The organism is Pseudomonas mandelii, assembly GCF_024138395.1.
Classification (GTDB): domain Bacteria; phylum Pseudomonadota; class Gammaproteobacteria; order Pseudomonadales; family Pseudomonadaceae; genus Aquipseudomonas; species Aquipseudomonas mandelii_E.
This window is the reverse complement of the sequence record NZ_JAMYDU010000001.1, coordinates 177,360-192,143: the sequence shown is the minus strand read 5'-3', so window position 1 is coordinate 192,143 and position 14,784 is coordinate 177,360. Positions and strand designations below refer to the sequence as shown.

At 62.0% G+C, this 14,784-nt stretch carries 14 protein-coding genes; 11 read left to right on the top strand and 3 right to left on the bottom strand.

Translation table 11 applies throughout. The annotated features are described in order from the left end of the window. Positions 1–105: 105 nt before the first annotated feature. Both NHU87_RS00790 and NHU87_RS00785 read left to right on the top strand, forming a co-directional pair. Positions 106–612, top strand: coding sequence for an RNA polymerase sigma factor (locus NHU87_RS00790; RefSeq protein WP_253545606.1), 507 nt, complete (start codon positions 106–108; stop codon positions 610–612). Continuing rightward, a complete protein-coding gene (locus tag NHU87_RS00785) occupies positions 609–1,361 on the top strand; it encodes an anti-sigma factor family protein (RefSeq protein WP_253544827.1) in 753 nt (250 codons plus the stop codon). Before NHU87_RS00790 ends, NHU87_RS00785 begins: the two co-directional genes overlap by 4 nt. A 122-nt stretch (positions 1,362–1,483) precedes the next feature. On the opposite strand, the gene NHU87_RS00780 is transcribed toward NHU87_RS00785, so the two are convergent. Beyond that, complete coding sequence (locus NHU87_RS00780; protein ID WP_253544826.1) at positions 1,484–2,320, bottom strand: IclR family transcriptional regulator; 837 nt, start codon at positions 2,318–2,320, stop codon at positions 1,484–1,486. Positions 2,321–2,564: 244 nt separating this feature from the next. On the opposite strand from NHU87_RS00780, the gene NHU87_RS00775 reads away from it, so the two are divergent. From NHU87_RS00775 to NHU87_RS00740, 8 genes are all read left to right on the top strand, one after another. Further along, a complete protein-coding gene (locus NHU87_RS00775) occupies positions 2,565–3,590 on the top strand; it encodes an ABC transporter ATP-binding protein (RefSeq protein ID WP_253544825.1) in 1,026 nt (341 codons plus the stop codon). Further along, positions 3,587–4,465 carry an ABC transporter permease gene (locus NHU87_RS00770; protein WP_253544824.1) on the top strand — a complete coding sequence of 293 codons (879 nt, stop codon included), beginning with the start codon at positions 3,587–3,589 and terminating at the stop codon, positions 4,463–4,465. Before NHU87_RS00775 ends, NHU87_RS00770 begins: the two co-directional genes overlap by 4 nt. Positions 4,466–4,471: 6 nt before the next feature. Then, a complete protein-coding gene (locus tag NHU87_RS00765) occupies positions 4,472–5,266 on the top strand; it encodes an ABC transporter permease (RefSeq protein WP_007896923.1) in 795 nt (264 codons plus the stop codon). Positions 5,267–5,273: 7 nt separating this feature from the next. After that, positions 5,274–5,564, top strand: coding sequence for a (2Fe-2S)-binding protein (locus NHU87_RS00760; protein WP_253544823.1), 291 nt, complete (start codon positions 5,274–5,276; stop codon positions 5,562–5,564). Positions 5,565–5,853: 289 nt separating this feature from the next. Then, a complete protein-coding gene (locus NHU87_RS00755) occupies positions 5,854–7,209 on the top strand; it encodes an NAD(P)/FAD-dependent oxidoreductase (protein WP_253544822.1) in 1,356 nt (451 codons plus the stop codon). Continuing rightward, positions 7,206–8,321, top strand: coding sequence for an NAD(P)/FAD-dependent oxidoreductase (locus NHU87_RS00750; RefSeq protein ID WP_253544821.1), 1,116 nt, complete (start codon positions 7,206–7,208; stop codon positions 8,319–8,321). The genes NHU87_RS00755 and NHU87_RS00750 overlap by 4 nt, the downstream gene beginning before the upstream one ends. A gap of 18 nt (positions 8,322–8,339) precedes the next feature. Beyond that, entirely contained in the window at positions 8,340–9,386 is a 1,047-nt protein-coding gene (locus NHU87_RS00745) for an ABC transporter substrate-binding protein (RefSeq protein WP_253544820.1), read from the top strand. Between the two features lie 238 nt (positions 9,387–9,624). After that, positions 9,625–10,938, top strand: a complete 1,314-nt coding sequence (locus NHU87_RS00740) for a leucine-rich repeat-containing protein kinase family protein (protein WP_253544819.1) — start codon at positions 9,625–9,627, stop codon at positions 10,936–10,938. An 84-nt stretch (positions 10,939–11,022) separates the two neighbouring features. On the opposite strand, the gene NHU87_RS00735 is transcribed toward NHU87_RS00740, so the two are convergent. Next, complete coding sequence (locus NHU87_RS00735; RefSeq protein ID WP_253544818.1) at positions 11,023–11,727, bottom strand: YebC/PmpR family DNA-binding transcriptional regulator; 705 nt, start codon at positions 11,725–11,727, stop codon at positions 11,023–11,025. 231 nt (positions 11,728–11,958) lie between these two features. Between NHU87_RS00735 and NHU87_RS00730 the strand changes: the two genes are divergently transcribed. After that, positions 11,959–13,383, top strand: a complete 1,425-nt coding sequence (locus NHU87_RS00730; protein ID WP_253544817.1) for a type VI secretion system Vgr family protein — start codon at positions 11,959–11,961, stop codon at positions 13,381–13,383. Between the two features lie 3 nt (positions 13,384–13,386). Here NHU87_RS00730 and NHU87_RS00725 read toward each other — a convergent pair whose 3' ends face one another. Continuing rightward, entirely contained in the window at positions 13,387–14,778 is a 1,392-nt protein-coding gene (locus tag NHU87_RS00725) for an FAD-dependent oxidoreductase (RefSeq protein WP_253544816.1), read from the bottom strand. Between the last annotated feature and the right edge of the window lie 6 nt (positions 14,779–14,784).

Here is a 14,784-nt window from a genome sequence, read left to right as displayed (position 1 = left end):
GGTTTATTCCATCGCCCGGTGTTTATTTTTCCGGGCGTGGAATAACCTCGAATGTCGGGCGTCTTCCTGAACACTCACCACAGCGTAGTGACTGGTCAGAACTTCATGAACGATATCGACGAACAACTCAGGGAAGTCATTCCCAGGCTGCGGCGTTTCGCCGTATCGCTGACGCGCAACCCCAGCAGCGCCGATGATCTGGTGCAGGCCTGCCTTGAGCGCGCGCTGTCGAGTTGGGGCGACAAACGTCCCGAAGGTGACTTGCGTGCCTGGCTGTTTTCGATTCTTTATCGGCAGTTTCTCGACGCTCATCGCCGCTCCCGGCGTTATGCGCGGATGCTCGAATTCTTTACCGGCCGTGATGATGCACAGCCTTCGGCAGAGCGCACGGTGATCGCCCAATCGACCCTGCAAGCCTTCGATCAACTCGGCACCGAACAGCGCGCGCTGCTGCTTTGGGTGTCGGTGGAAGGTCTGAGTTATAAGGAGGTCGCCGAGATTCTCGACGTCCCCATCGGCACCGTGATGTCGCGCCTGTCCCGCGCACGCCAGGCCTTGCGCCAGCTCAGCGACGGCGAAATCACCCACCCTTCTCTGCGGAGACTCAAATGATCAGCATGCCTCCCAGCGAGCGTGACCTGCACGCCTACGTCGATCACCAACTCAGCGATGCCGACCGACATCGGGTCGAGACTTATCTGGCCAACAACACCGAAGTGGCCGCGCAAGTACGCGCCTGGCAGCACGATGCCCAACAATTGCGCGCGGCCCTGAGCGGCGCCTTGCAGCAACCGGCCAACCCGCAACTCGACCCGGCAATGATTCGCCAGCGAGTCAAACGCCAGTTGCGCCGCCATCTGGCCAGCGCCGCGATGTTGCTGATCGCGGTCAGCGTTGGCGGTTTGAGCGGTTGGCAGGCCCGGCAAATGACCCTGGTCAGCACCCCGCTGCCGATGACCGATGCGATGCAGGCCTACCGGCTGATTGCCCAGCAAGGCATCCTGCCGGCGGATTACACAGTCAGCGATGACGGCGATATACAGGGCTGGCTCGATCGGTATTTCAGCCAGGCCCATCGTCTACCGAACCTGACCGCTGCCGGATACACACCCATTAGCGGGCGGCTGCTCAGCACCGAACAAGGACCGGCGGCGATGGTGATTTACGAGAATCAGAACGGCCAGAAGATTAGCTTCTACGTCCGTCCACCTGGACCGAAAAACTATCTGCTACCGAGGGGCAGTCGCAACGATGGCGGGTTGCAGGCCGAGTACTGGTCGGGGGCGGGGTACAACTACGCAATGGTCAGCCCGAGTGATACGCCGGCCGCGCAGATGCTCAAACAAACCGTCCAGTTCTGACTCCCGATACTGATCGTTCCCACGCTCTGCGTGGGAATGCCTCTAGGGACGCTCTGCGTCCAGTGACGCGGAGCGTCACGGGCTGCATTCCCACGCGGAGCGTGGGAACGATCAACGTGGGATCAACCCTGCCCGAAGACTTGTGAAGGCCTTCGCAACAGCGGATCGAACGGATTGATCCGCGGCCCGATCAGCGCGGCTTCGCGCTTGAGCATCTCCACCACCGTCGGCAAGCGATCCGGCCCCAGGCGATCACTGACCGTGGCCACACTCAATGCCGCCACCGCCCGGCCTTCGCGATCAAGGATCGGCACGGCCACTCCAGCCATGCCTTGCAACACGCCGGTGTTGCGCCCGGCGTAACCGAGGGTGCGCACATTCTCGACTTCCGAGCGCAGGAACACCTCGTCATACAGGTGAAAATCCTTGAGCCGCGGCAAGTTGTAATGAATCACCGTGTCGCGCTCCTCTTCCGGCAGAAAAGCCAGAATCGCCAGGCTGCCCTGCCCCACGCCGAGCGCCACCCGTCCGCCGATGTCACCGGTAAACGTGCGGATCGGAAACGGCCCTTCACTGCGGTCCAGACAAATCGCATCGAAGCCGCTACGCGCCAATAAAAACAACGAATCCCCCAACGAAGCCGACAGCCGCAGCAACGCCGGGCGCGCCAGTTCGCGCAAATTGCCTGTGTTGCCGGCGCGGGCCGCCAGCGCGAAAAACTCCAGGCTCAGGCGATAGCGCTTGCTGCGCGGGTCCTGTTCGACCATCCCCTCGTCCATCAGGCTGCGCAGCAAGCGGTGGGTGGTCGGTTGCGACAGACCAATGCGCTGAGCCAGTTGCGTCACGCGCTCTCCGCCCTCGACGGTATCCCCGAGGCTGCGCAGCACCGCAAACAGCCTTGAGACGGCGCCCACGCCGACTTCATTTTTGTTTTCATTCCGCTCAATGGAATCAGGCATGTGATTTCTCAACAATAAATTTACTCACTGAATGAAACTGAAAATAGTCATCGCTTCAGTGAAATAGGCCATTGAGCCCATCCTATTCTTCGTCCTACTCTGCGTCCATCAGGGGCGATTCGAACAACAGCGGCAGCCGGCAGAAGTCGAGCGCCAACGCACCCCGGCAACATCCTTTTCGTATCTGCCCATACAAAAAAGCGCGCCTTTGGCGACGCATAACAATCTCAGGTGGAGCGCAGTCATGGCCTTCGTGCAACTTGAAAACCTCGGCAAACGTTACGGCGAAATCGACGCGGTCGTCGCCACCAACCTGTCGGTGGAAAAAGGCGAGTTCGTTTCCTTGCTCGGCCCCTCCGGCTGCGGCAAAACCACCACCCTGCAAATGATTGCCGGCTTCGTTGAAGTCAGCAGCGGGCGCATTGTGCTGGACGGTCGCGACATCACCCACGCCAAACCCGCCAGTCGTGGTCTGGGCGTGGTGTTCCAGAGTTATGCGCTGTTCCCGCACATGACCGTGCAAGACAACGTCGCCTTCGGCCTGCGCATGCGCAAAGTGCCCAATGGCGAGTTGCAGCAACGGGTGGATCGGGTGCTGAAACTGGTGCGTCTACACCTGCACGCTGAGCGTTATCCACGAGAGCTTTCCGGCGGTCAGCGCCAACGTGTTGCGCTGGCCCGGGCGTTGGTGATCGAGCCGCCGGTGCTGCTGCTCGACGAACCGCTGTCCAACCTCGACGCCAATCTGCGCGAAGAGATGCAGTTCGAAATCCGCCGTATCCAGCGCGAAGTCGGCATCACCACGCTGATGGTCACCCATGATCAGTCCGAAGCGCTGTCGATCAGCGATCGGGTGGTGGTGATGCAGGCCGGGCGCATCACTCAGATCGACGCGCCCTACACCCTCTACGAACACCCGCGCACCAAGTTCATTTCCGGCTTCGTCGGCAAGGCCAATCTGCTGCCCGGCGAGCGGGACAGCGCTGGCGTTGTGCAGGTCTGCAATCGTGGCGACGGCGAACTGACGTTGAGCCTGCGCCCGGAAAAAATCGACTTGCTGGATAAAGGCCTGGGCCGTCTGCCAGGCAAGATCGTCAGCCGCTTCTTCCTCGGTAGCCAATGGCTGTACGGCGTATCGACATCGTTGGGCGAACTCAGCGTGGTGCGCCGCAACGATGGTTCCGCCCCCTTGATCGAAGGCACGGCGGTCGGCCTCGATTGGGATGCAACATTGCTGCGGGTGCTGAGTGTCGACGAGGTGTCGGCATGAGTACGCTTGCCGTCATTCGCCAAGGACGTCAGGGACGTCAGGGCTATTGGTTATCCGCACCGGCCCTGGCGTTGTACTTCGGTCTGCTGGTGATCCCGCTGCTGCTGACGCTGGTGCTGTCGTTCAACGTCTTCGATTACAGCTCGGGGATCAACAGCGACGCCTACACCTTCGATCATTACAGCAGCCTTCTGGGCGATCCGTACTTCTACGAGATCTTTCTGAGGACGTTCTGGATCAGCGCCCTGACCACCCTGCTCTGCGTGGTGATCGGCGTGCCCGAGGCCTACATCCTCAGCCGCATGGGCGCGCCGTGGCGCTCGATCTTCCTGATTCTGATCCTCACGCCGTTGCTGATTTCGGTGGTGGTGCGCGCCTTCGGCTGGAGCCTGTTGCTCGGTGCCGACGGCCTGGTCAACCAGACGCTGCAAGCCTTCGGTGGCTCACCGATGAAGCTGCTTTATACGCCGTTCGCGGTGGTGATCGCGCTGGTCCACGTGATGCTGCCGTTCATGATCATTCCGGTCTGGACCTCGCTGCAAAAACTCGACCCCGCCGCCGAACAAGCCGCGCTGTCGCTGGGCGCCAGCCACCTCACGGTGATGCGCAAAGTGGTGCTGCCGCAAATCATGCCCGGCGTGCTCTCCGGCACCTTGATCGTGTTCGGCCTCGCGGCGAGTTCATTTGCCATTCCCGGACTGCTCGGCGGACGCCGGATAAAGATGGTCGCCACGCTGATCTACGACCAGTACCTGTCGGAGCTGAACTGGCCGATGGGCGCTGCGATTGCCGTCGCGCTGCTGTTGCTCAACCTGCTGATCATGCTGTCGTGGAACCGGATGATCGAAGGCCGCTACAAGAAGTCATTGGGATAATTCGTCATGTCCAGAAACGGTCCTTTCGCCCTGCTGTTCCATACGCTGGTGGTGCTGTTCATGCTCGCGCCGCTGGTGGTGGTGTGCCTCGTCGCCTTCACCCCGGAAAATACCCTGAGCCTGCCGACCACGGAGTTTTCCCTGCGCTGGTTCCGCGCGGTATTCGAGCGCGCAGACTTTGTCGATGCGTTCTACAACAGCCTGATCCTGGCGTTTTGCGCCGCCACGCTGGCGACGCTGATCGCAGTGCCGGCAGCCCTGGCAATCACGCGCTTTGAGTTTCCCGGACGGGACTTTTTCAACGGTCTGTTCCTGTCGCCGATCATCATTCCGCACTTGGTGCTGGGCGTCGCGTTGCTGCGTTTGTTTGCGCTGATGGGCGTCAACGGCAGCTTCGCCTGGCTGATCTTCGCCCATGTGCTGGTGATCACGCCGTATGTGCTGCGGCTGGTGTTGGCCTCCGCCATTGGCCTGGACCGCAGCGCCGAACACGCCGCGCAATCCTTGGGCGCCGGACGCTTCACGCTGTTCCGGCAAATCACCTTGCCGATGATTTTGCCGGGGGTCGCCGGTGGCTGGCTGCTGGCGTTCATCAACAGTTTCGATGAGGTCACGTTGTCGATCTTCGTCACCTCGCCGGCCACGCAAACACTGCCGGTGCGCATGTACGTGTATGCCACCGAATCCATCGATCCAATGATGGCGGCGGTGTCGGCACTGGTAATTGCGCTGACCGCGCTGACGATGATTCTGCTCGATCGGGTCTACGGCCTGGATCGGGTTCTGGTGGGTAAACAATGAGGGCGCCATGGCTCTGCTGAAACGACTGGCCGAAGGCGACCGCCTGGCCCTGGACTTTACCCTCGACGGCGTGCCTGCCCGCGGCCTGCTCGGCGACACCCTGCTGACCGCCGTGCTGACCTGCAGCGAGCACCTGCGCGGCAGCGATTTCAGCGCCGAACCCCGCGCCGGTTTCTGCCTGATGGGCGCCTGTCAGGACTGCTGGGTACGCCTGGGCGACGGCCGCCGGGTGCGCGCCTGCTCGACGCTGCTTGAAGCCGGACAGCACATCAGCCGCGAACCGGGGCGCGCTCTATGAACTCCAACTCACCCTGCAGAAACCCATTTCCCTGTGGGAGCGGGCTTGCCCGCGATAGCGGATTGTCAGCCACCACCCATGTTGGATGTCCCGCAGTCATCGCGAGCAGGCTCGCTCCCACAGGGGTTCCGTGCCGGTCACAAATAATGCGGCATGCCTCCACCAACTGTGGGAGCGGGCTTGCCCGCGATAGCGGTCTGTCAGCCACCACCGATGTTGAATGTTCCGCCGTCATCGCGGGCAAGCCCGCTCCCACAGGATTGGGGCGTCTATCACATAGGGGGTGGGTATGAAGTCTGTCGTCATCATCGGCGCAGGCCCTGCCGGAATCCGGGCGGCGCAAACCCTCGTTGCCCATGGCGTGCGCCCCGTTCTGCTGGACGAAGCAGCGCGTGGTGGCGGGCAGATTTATCGGCGTCAGCCGGCGAATTTCAAGCGCTCGGCGATCAAGCTGTATGGCTTCGAAGCACGCAAGGCCAAGGCACTGCATCAGACCATCGACGCACTGCGCGAGCAACTTGATTATCGCCCCGACACGCTGGTGTGGAACGCCGAGGCTGGCGCGCTCGACACCTTGCATGAAGGCCGCGCCGCACGGCTGGAATTCTCGCGCGTGATCGTCGCCACGGGCGCCACCGACCGGATTCTGCCCGTACCAGGCTGGACGCTGCCGGGGGCATACAGCCTCGGCGCGGCGCAGATCGCCTTGAAGTTTCAAGGCTGTTCCATTGGTGAACGCGTGGTGTTCGCCGGCAGCGGGCCGTTACTGTATCTGGTGGCGTATCAATACGCCAAGGCCGGCGCCAACGTGATCGCCGTGCTCGATAGCTCGCCTTTCAGCGCTCAGGCCCGCGCCCTGCCCGGCCTGCTGTCGCAACCCTCCACGCTGGCCAAAGGCATTTATTACCGCACCTGGCTAACCGCCCACGGCATCCCGGTGCACCAAGGCGCCACCTTGAAACGCATCGATGGCCAACACCGCGTGCAATCGCTGAACTGGCGTAACGCAACAAGCGAACATCGAATCGAATGCGACGCCGTAGCCTTCGCCCATGGCCTGCGCAGTGAAACCCAACTCGCCGACCTGCTGGGTTGCGAATTCACCTGGAACCCGCTCAACCGCGCCTGGCTGCCGCAGCGTGACAGCGCCGGTCGCAGCAGCATCGCCGAGGTGTACCTGGCCGGTGATGGCGCCGGCATCATGGGGGCCGACGCGGCCGAAATGGCCGGTGAACGGGCAGCCCTGGCGCTGCTCGAAGACATCGGTTACCTGATCCCGCCACAACGCGCCACCCGGCTGGAACAGTCGCTTCAAACGATCGGCAGATTCCGCCAAGGTCTTGAACGCGCCTTCCTGTTTCCCGAAAGCTGGGCCACCGATGCGGCGGATGACCTGATGATCTGCCGCTGCGAAGAAGTGCGCGCCGGCGACATCCGTCAGGTGGTGCGCGAAGGCCATTGGGAGATCAACCGGGTCAAGGCCCATTGCCGGGTCGGCATGGGTCGCTGCCAGGGACGGATGTGTGGCGCCGCGGCAGCGGAAATCATTGCCTGCGAAAGCCAGCGCGCTGTGTCCGACATCGGCCGATTGCGAGCTCAGGCGCCGATCAAACCGTTGCCGTTCGGTCTGGAGGTCGAGCCATGATCGAGGTCGATGCAATCATCATTGGCGGTGGCATTGTCGGCGCCTCCGCCGCCCTGTTTCTGAGCAAGGCCGGCCAACGAGTCGCATTGCTGGAGCGGGACTTTTGCGGTTCGCACTCCAGCGGCGTGAACTACGGCGGCGTGCGGCGTCAGGGCCGACCACTGTCGCAATTGCCGCTGTCGCAACGGGCTCACGAGATCTGGGGGCAACTGCCGCAGCTGATCGGCATCAACGGCGAGTACCAGCGCAGCGGTCATCTGAAACTCGCACGCAGCCTCAACGACCTGCACGCCTTGCAGGATTACGCCGCCAGCAGCCAGGGGTTCGGCCTCGATTTGCAGGTACTCGACCGCAATGAGTTGCGCACACGTTTTCCGTGGGTCGGAAAGGTCGCGGTTGGTGCCTCGTTGTGCCCGGACGACGGCCACGCCAACCCGCGACTGGTGTCCCCCGCCTTCGCGCAGATGGCCCGTCGGCACGGTGCGCAAATCCATGAACAATGCGCGGTCAGCACCGTTGAACATGACGGTCAGCGCTTTCAGGTCAGCACTCAAACCGGCCACGAGTTGCACGCCCCCTGGCTACTGAATTGCGCCGGCGCCTGGGCCGGAAAGCTCGCCGCGCAATTCGGCGAAGCAGTGCCGATGCACGCGGGTCACCCGGCAATGCTGGTCACCGAACCGTTGCCGCTGGTGATGAACGCGAGCACCGGCGTCGAGGGCGGCGGCATCTATGCCCGTCAGGTCGCGCGCGGCAACTGCGTGTTGGGCGGCGGCCAGGGTTTTGCCCTCGATGACGCCCGCGCCCGGCCCGGTCAGAATGCCGTCATCGAGATCCTGCGCCAGGCCGTCGAGCTCTACCCATTTCTTGAAGGCGCCCAGGCGATTCGCACCTGGAGCGGCACCGAAGGTTATCTGCCCGATCGCCAACCGGTGATCGGCCACAGCAGCACTCAACCCGGTCTGTTGCACGCGTTCGGCTTTGCCGGCGCGGGCTTTCAGATCGGGCCTGCGGTGGGCCAGGCGCTCACCGAGATCATCTGCAGCGGCGCGTCAAAGACGTCGCTGGATGCGTTTTCCATCACCCGGTTTCACTCCATCTCCGTAGCTTGATAGAGGAAGGTCGCGCCAATGAAAAACCTCAAACGCAATGCCATGCTCGGTTTGTCTTGCATGAGCGCCCTGCTCATGGCCACCCAGGCCCACGCCGAGCCGACGCTTTACCTGGGCATGAACGGCGGAACCATGGAGCGGCTCTACGCCGACAAGGTGCTGCCGGCTTTCGAGAAAGCCAACAACGTCAACGTGGTGATCGTGCCGGGAACCTCCGCCGATATTCTGGCCAAGGTCCAGGCCAGCAAAGGTAGCCCACAGATGCACGTGATGTTCCTCGACGACGGCATCATGTACCGCGCCATCGCCATGGGCTTGTGCGACAAACTCGAAGACAGCCCGCCCCTGGCGCAGATTCCGGCCAAGGGTCGCATCAAGGATCAAGCCGTGGCGGTCAGCCTCGGGGTCACGGGGCTGGCGTACAACACGCGGCTATTCAAGGAAAAAGGCTGGAGCGCGCCAACCTCCTGGATGGACATGGCCGACCCGCGCTTCAAGGACAAACTGGTGTTCCAGTCGATGGCCTCGTCGACCTTCGGCCTACATGGTTTTCTGATGTTCAACCGGATTCAGGGCGGCAGCGAAACCGACGTCGAACCGGGGTTCAAGGCTTGGCCAAACACCGTCGGACGTAACGTGCTGGAGTACATTCCGAGCTCGGCGAAAATCTCCGAAATGCTCCAGACCGACGAAGCGGCGCTGTTCCCGCTGACGCCGACCCAGGTCACTGCGCTGAAACTCAAGGGCATGCCGGTGGAGTATGCGCAGCCGAAGGAAGGCTCCGTGGTGCTCAACGTCGCTGAATGCGCCATCGCCAACAACACCCAACCGGAACTGGCGCAGAAACTCGCCGCCTTCCTGCTGACCCCCGAAGCACAAGCTGCCGCGCTTGAAGATGGCGATCAGATTCCGTCCAACCCGAATACGCCAACCACCGACAAGACCCGCGGTCAGGTCGAGGCGATGAAGCAGTATCTGACCTCCGCGATCGCCATCGATTGGGACCAGGTCAACGAACAGCGCCCGGCATGGAATGCTCGGTGGAATCGCAGTATCGAGCGCTAACGAAAATCCTGTGGGAGCGAGCGGTGCGGCGATCCGACTTGCCCGCGAAGAACGATGACGCGTAATGCCTGAAAAACCGCGGCGCATTCTTCGCGGGCAAGTCGGATCGCCGCACCGCTCGCTCCTACAGATTCTGCGCCTTGACTTACTGGCCTTAGGGCAAGCCCGACTTTCCCGCTATCATGTCGCCCATTTCCAGGCCCCCACGCCCCCCTCCTGATCAATAGCGAACCTGCCCATGGATACCCTCGCACAACTGCGCGCCGGCCAATTGTCGGGCATCACCCGCCTGGATCTGTCCTGCGGCCTGACCGAGTTCCCCCGGGAAATCCTCGACCTGGCGGACTCGCTGGAAGTGCTCAACCTCAGTGGCAACGCCTTGCGCAGCCTGCCGGACGACCTGCACCGGCTGACCCGTTTACGCGTGCTGTTCTGCTCGGACAATCAGTTCACCGAACTGCCCGCTTGTCTTGGCCAGTGCACCGCGCTGACGATGATCGGCTTCAAGGCCAACGCCATCGAAAACGTGCCGGGCACCGCGCTGCCACCGCTGCTGCGTTGGCTGATCCTGACCGATAACTGCATCACGAGTCTGCCGACCGAACTGGGTGAACGCCCGCGTCTGCAAAAGCTCATGCTCGCCGGCAACCGGTTACAGCGTTTGCCCGAAAGCCTGAGGCATTGCCATCGACTTGAACTGATCCGCATCGCCGCCAATCAGCTCACTGAGCTCCCCGAGTGGCTGCTGACCCTGCCGAGCCTCACCTGGCTCGCCTACGCCGGTAATCCGCTGGAAACCGAAGCCGATGCCGCCGCCCTCGAAGCCACGGCGAGTATTCCCTGGTCCGAACTGAGCCTGGAGAAAAAACTCGGCGAAGGCGCGTCTGGGGTTATTCATCAGGGGTTGTGGGAACAGACGAAACAGGTCGCGGTGAAACTCTATAAAGGCGAGATGACCAGCGATGGCTCACCGCTGCACGAAATGAACGCCTGCATCACCGCCGGCATCCACCCTAACCTGATCCGGGTCGAAGGAAGGATCTCCGGCCATCCGCAAGCGCAGGCCGGGTTGGTGATGCAACTGATCGATCCGAGTTACCGCAACCTCGCCGGGCTGCCGAGCCTGGCGTCCTGCACCCGCGACGTCTACGCCGACGACACCCGATTCAACGCTGAAGTGGCGCTGCGCATCGCCAGTGGCATTGCTTCAGTGGCTGAACATTTGCACCGCCAAGGCATCACTCACGGCGACCTCTATGCTCACAACATTATGTGGAACGAGGACGGTGATTGCCTGTTGGGCGACTTTGGCGCGGCGTCTTTCCATGCCACTTCGGACAGCCTTGAAAGCCGCGCGCTGCAACGGATCGAGGTGCGAGCGTTCGGGGTGCTGCTGGGGGAATTGCTGGAGCGGATCGACTCGGGGTTGAGCGATGAAGGGCGTGAGTCGTTAGAAGCATTACAGCAACGTTGCTGTCAGCCGGATGTGCTGGCACGGCCTGGGTACAGCGAGGTTAGTCGCGTATTGCAGGAAATTATTGCGGAGAATTGAAGAAAAAGATCGCAGCCTGCGGCAGCTCCTACAGGTATACGCGAACCCCTGTAGGAGCTGCCGAAGGCTGCGATCTTTTGATCTTTAACCCGCCAACCCGACAAACATGTCCTGCACGTCATCGTGGTTATCGAGGCCTTCGAGGAACGCTTCGACTTCCGCCATCTGCTCCTCGCTCAAACCACTGACCGGGTTTTTCGGCTGGTAACCCAACTTGGCCGACAACACGGTGAAACCCTGCTCCGGCAGCGCTTTCTGCACTGCATCCAGGTCCGCAGGTTCGGTCAGGAACAGCGTCGCGCCGTCTTCACCCGGCTCGAAATCCTGCGCACCGGCTTCGATCGCAGCCATTTCCGGATCGGCGTCAGGGCTGTCCGGGGATGCCTCGATCATGCCGACGTGGTTGAAGTCCCAGGCCACCGAACCGGAAGCGCCCAACTGGCCCTTGCGGAACGCGACGCGGATTTCAGCGACGGTGCGGTTGATGTTGTCAGTCACGCATTCAACGATCAGCGGCACCTGATGCGGTGCGAAGCCTTCATAGGTCACGCGATGGTATTGCACGGTTTCGCCCAACAGGCCCGCGCCTTTCTTGATCGCGCGATCCAGGGTTTCCTTGGGCATCGAGGCTTTCTTGGCCTGCTCGACCACCAGACGCAGGTGTGCGTTGGTGGCAGTATCGGCACCGTTACGGGCAGCAATGGTAATTTCTTTCACCAGTTTGCCGAAGATTTTGCCCTTGGCGTTAGATGCCGCTTCTTTGTGTTTAACCTTCCACTGTGCGCCCATTACTCACTCTCTTGATCTGTGGCGCCGAGACATCTATTGGCCGACGCATGGCGCAAGTTTATACGGCCTAAAGATGCCAATCGACCAAAAATTCCAAGATCTTCACCCCATGACGAATCGACTTCTTCACCAGTGTTTGTAGGGCGATTCTGAAAAGTCGATTTGCGGTGACGCTTCAGGGCTGTGGTTCCGTACCCTCTGCGCCCATCCTCCCTGGCAGAAGCGCGTTCGATGCACAACGACAAGGAAAGCCCCTTTACCCTGACACTCCTCGACGGCGGTTTGAGCCTGCAGGTGTTGCAGTTCAGTGGCCATGAAAGTCTCAACCAGCCCTATCGATTCGACATCGACGTGATCGGCCTCGCCCCGGCGATGCACCTCGAGCAATGGCTGCAACAACCGGCGTTTTTGCGGCTGGCGGATGACCAAGGCATTCACGGCGTGATCCACAGCGTCAGTCGCGAACATCGCGGCCCGCACCGGGTCGGCTATTCCCTGGTGCTGACACCCCATCTTCAACACTTGGATCGGCACCGTTCGCGTCGGGTGTTTCATCGTCTCAGCGTGCCCGCGATCGTGCGCCAGTTGCTGGAGGAGCATCAGTTGCCCGAGCACAGCTATCGCTTCGAACTGGTCAACGGCTGCTACCCGCCCCGGCCTTTTTGCATTCAGTACGATGAGAGCGATCTGGTCTTCCTGCAGCGGCTGTGTGAAGAAGAAGGCATCCACTATCACTTCGAACATCAGCACGACGGGCACGTGCTGGTGCTCGCCGATGACAGCCTGAATTTCCCTCAGGAACCACTGCTGATGCCGTTTCATGACGACGCATTCAACGACTCCGTTCTGCCGGTGATCAGTGAACTGTTCCAGCGCCATGAGCCGGACCTCGCCCCCGCACGATGGGAGGCCAGAAACCGCGGCACGCGAGTGATCGGCGATGGAGCGGCCAACCACCCGCTCACCAGAACGGGGCCGGCGACGGCACGCCCTGCCCCCGAACAACTTCATCGCGACCAGCTCAGCCATCGACTGCTGGAACGCCTGCGTTGCCAGCAACGGCAGATCCACGGCCAAAGCAACCACAGCGAACTGCGCAGTGGACGGATCCTGCAAGTGGCGCAGCACCCGCTCTCGAGTTTCAATGATCAGTGGCTGCTCACCGAAATCCGGCACCGGGGGCAGCAGCCGTCGATTCTCGCCGAGGACCCGCCCGGCATTGCCCGGCGCTACAGCAATCAGTTCACCGCCATTCCCTGGTCAACGGTCTTCAGGCCGGCGCTTAAACAAGCCAGGCCGAGCATCCCGGGCTATCAGACCGCACGGGTGCTGGGTCCCGTCGGGCAACCGGCGGCGCTCGATGACCAAGGCCGGATACAGGTCAGGCTATGGCCGACGCCGGCGTTCGAGGCGGATGAGTCCGCTGGTCTCTGGCTACCGGTGGCCCTTGCAACGCCGGACGGTCGAATCGATCCGGCCAGGCTGCCCATGGCCGGCACCGAGGTGCTGATCAGTTTCCTCGACAGCGACCCGGACCGGCCGGTTTTGTGTGCCGGCATGGGCCATCCCCAGCCTCCCCGCCCAGCTCCGGAGCCACGCCGCGATGGCCGTCTGCTGCTCGATTGGCTGATCAATCGCTCGGATCTCGCACCTTGAGTTTCATCCCTTGTCGGCCTTGCCCGCCGCCGCGGCAAACTTGGCCAGACGCACATCGAGGTGCCGTGGCCGACGCCCGTGATCCTCGGCGCGCTCCTTGCGGCGAATGGCATTGCGCACCATCAGCGAACCCAGATAACGGATCGGTTCCGGCGGAAAAAAGCCCAACGGGCCGTTCACCAAAGGCGAACGAGTCCAGGCATTGTCCAGCCCCAGCACCATAGAGGCGAGAATCTGCCCGCCCATATGGCAAGGCCCGACCCCACTGCCGGAGTAACCGAAACCGTAGAACACATTGCCGCTGGAACTCATCTGGCCGAAAAACGGTAAACCGGTGACCGAGCGATCCGACGGCCCGTTCCAGGTGGCCTCGGCCTTGACCTTGGCGAACGCCGGGAAGAACTCGCTCAGGCTGTGCTGCAACAAGCCGGCATAGGGCGATGGCTGATCGAACACCGGCAACATTCGTCCACCGTAGGCGAAGGTATTGCCGCCCTTGCCGAGCATGATTCGACCGTCCGGGGTGTTGTGGTAGTAGTGCACGAAAATCCGCGAATCAAGCACCGTCACGCCGCTGGTCAAACCGATCTCGTTGAGCAGATCCGGCCGCGGTTCGGTGATCAGCATGTCGCTGGAAACAATCGCTACACTGCGTTCGAACTGTGGAAACGCCCGAGCCATCCAGGCATTCATCGCCAGCACCACCCGGTCGGCGCGAACCGTGCCATTGGGTGTTTTAACCCCAGCAGGCTTGCCTTCCACGAGGCCGGTCATCGCCGTGTTTTCATGAATTTTCACCCCCAACTGCAAGGCCACCCGACGCAAGCCGCGCACCAGTTTGCCCGGCTGAACACTCGCGGCAGCCGGGGAAAACCAGCCCTCCAGGTGTTTGCTGGAACCGGCCATGCGCTGTACATCCGCCAGTGGCCGCTGGGTGAAAGAATTGATGCCGTTGCGCTCCAGCGCCGCAATCACCGCGTCGGTCGAGCCGCATTGGGCGCGATTGGTCGCGGTGTAGAGCGTGCCATCGAGGCGGTAATCGGCGTCCACCGCGTACTGTTCGCAAAAGGCGCCGATGGCGTGGATGCTGCGCTCGGACTCCTTGACCAAGCGCACGGCTTCTTCGACGCCGAACAACCGTTCCAGGGTGAAATACTTGGCCGACCACGACAGCGCACAACCACCGTTGCGCCCACTGGCACCGGCACCGCAGATGTCCGCCTCGATCAGCAGCACGTCCAGTTCGGGGTTCTGCTGTTTGAGCATGATTGCGGTCCACAACCCGGTGTAGCCGCCACCGACAATGCAGACGTCGGCGCGGGCATCACCCGCTAAAGGTTCGCACCGCGCGCAGGACTCGGCCGCCAGCGCCTGTTCCAGCCAGTAAGGTCTCATGGGGTA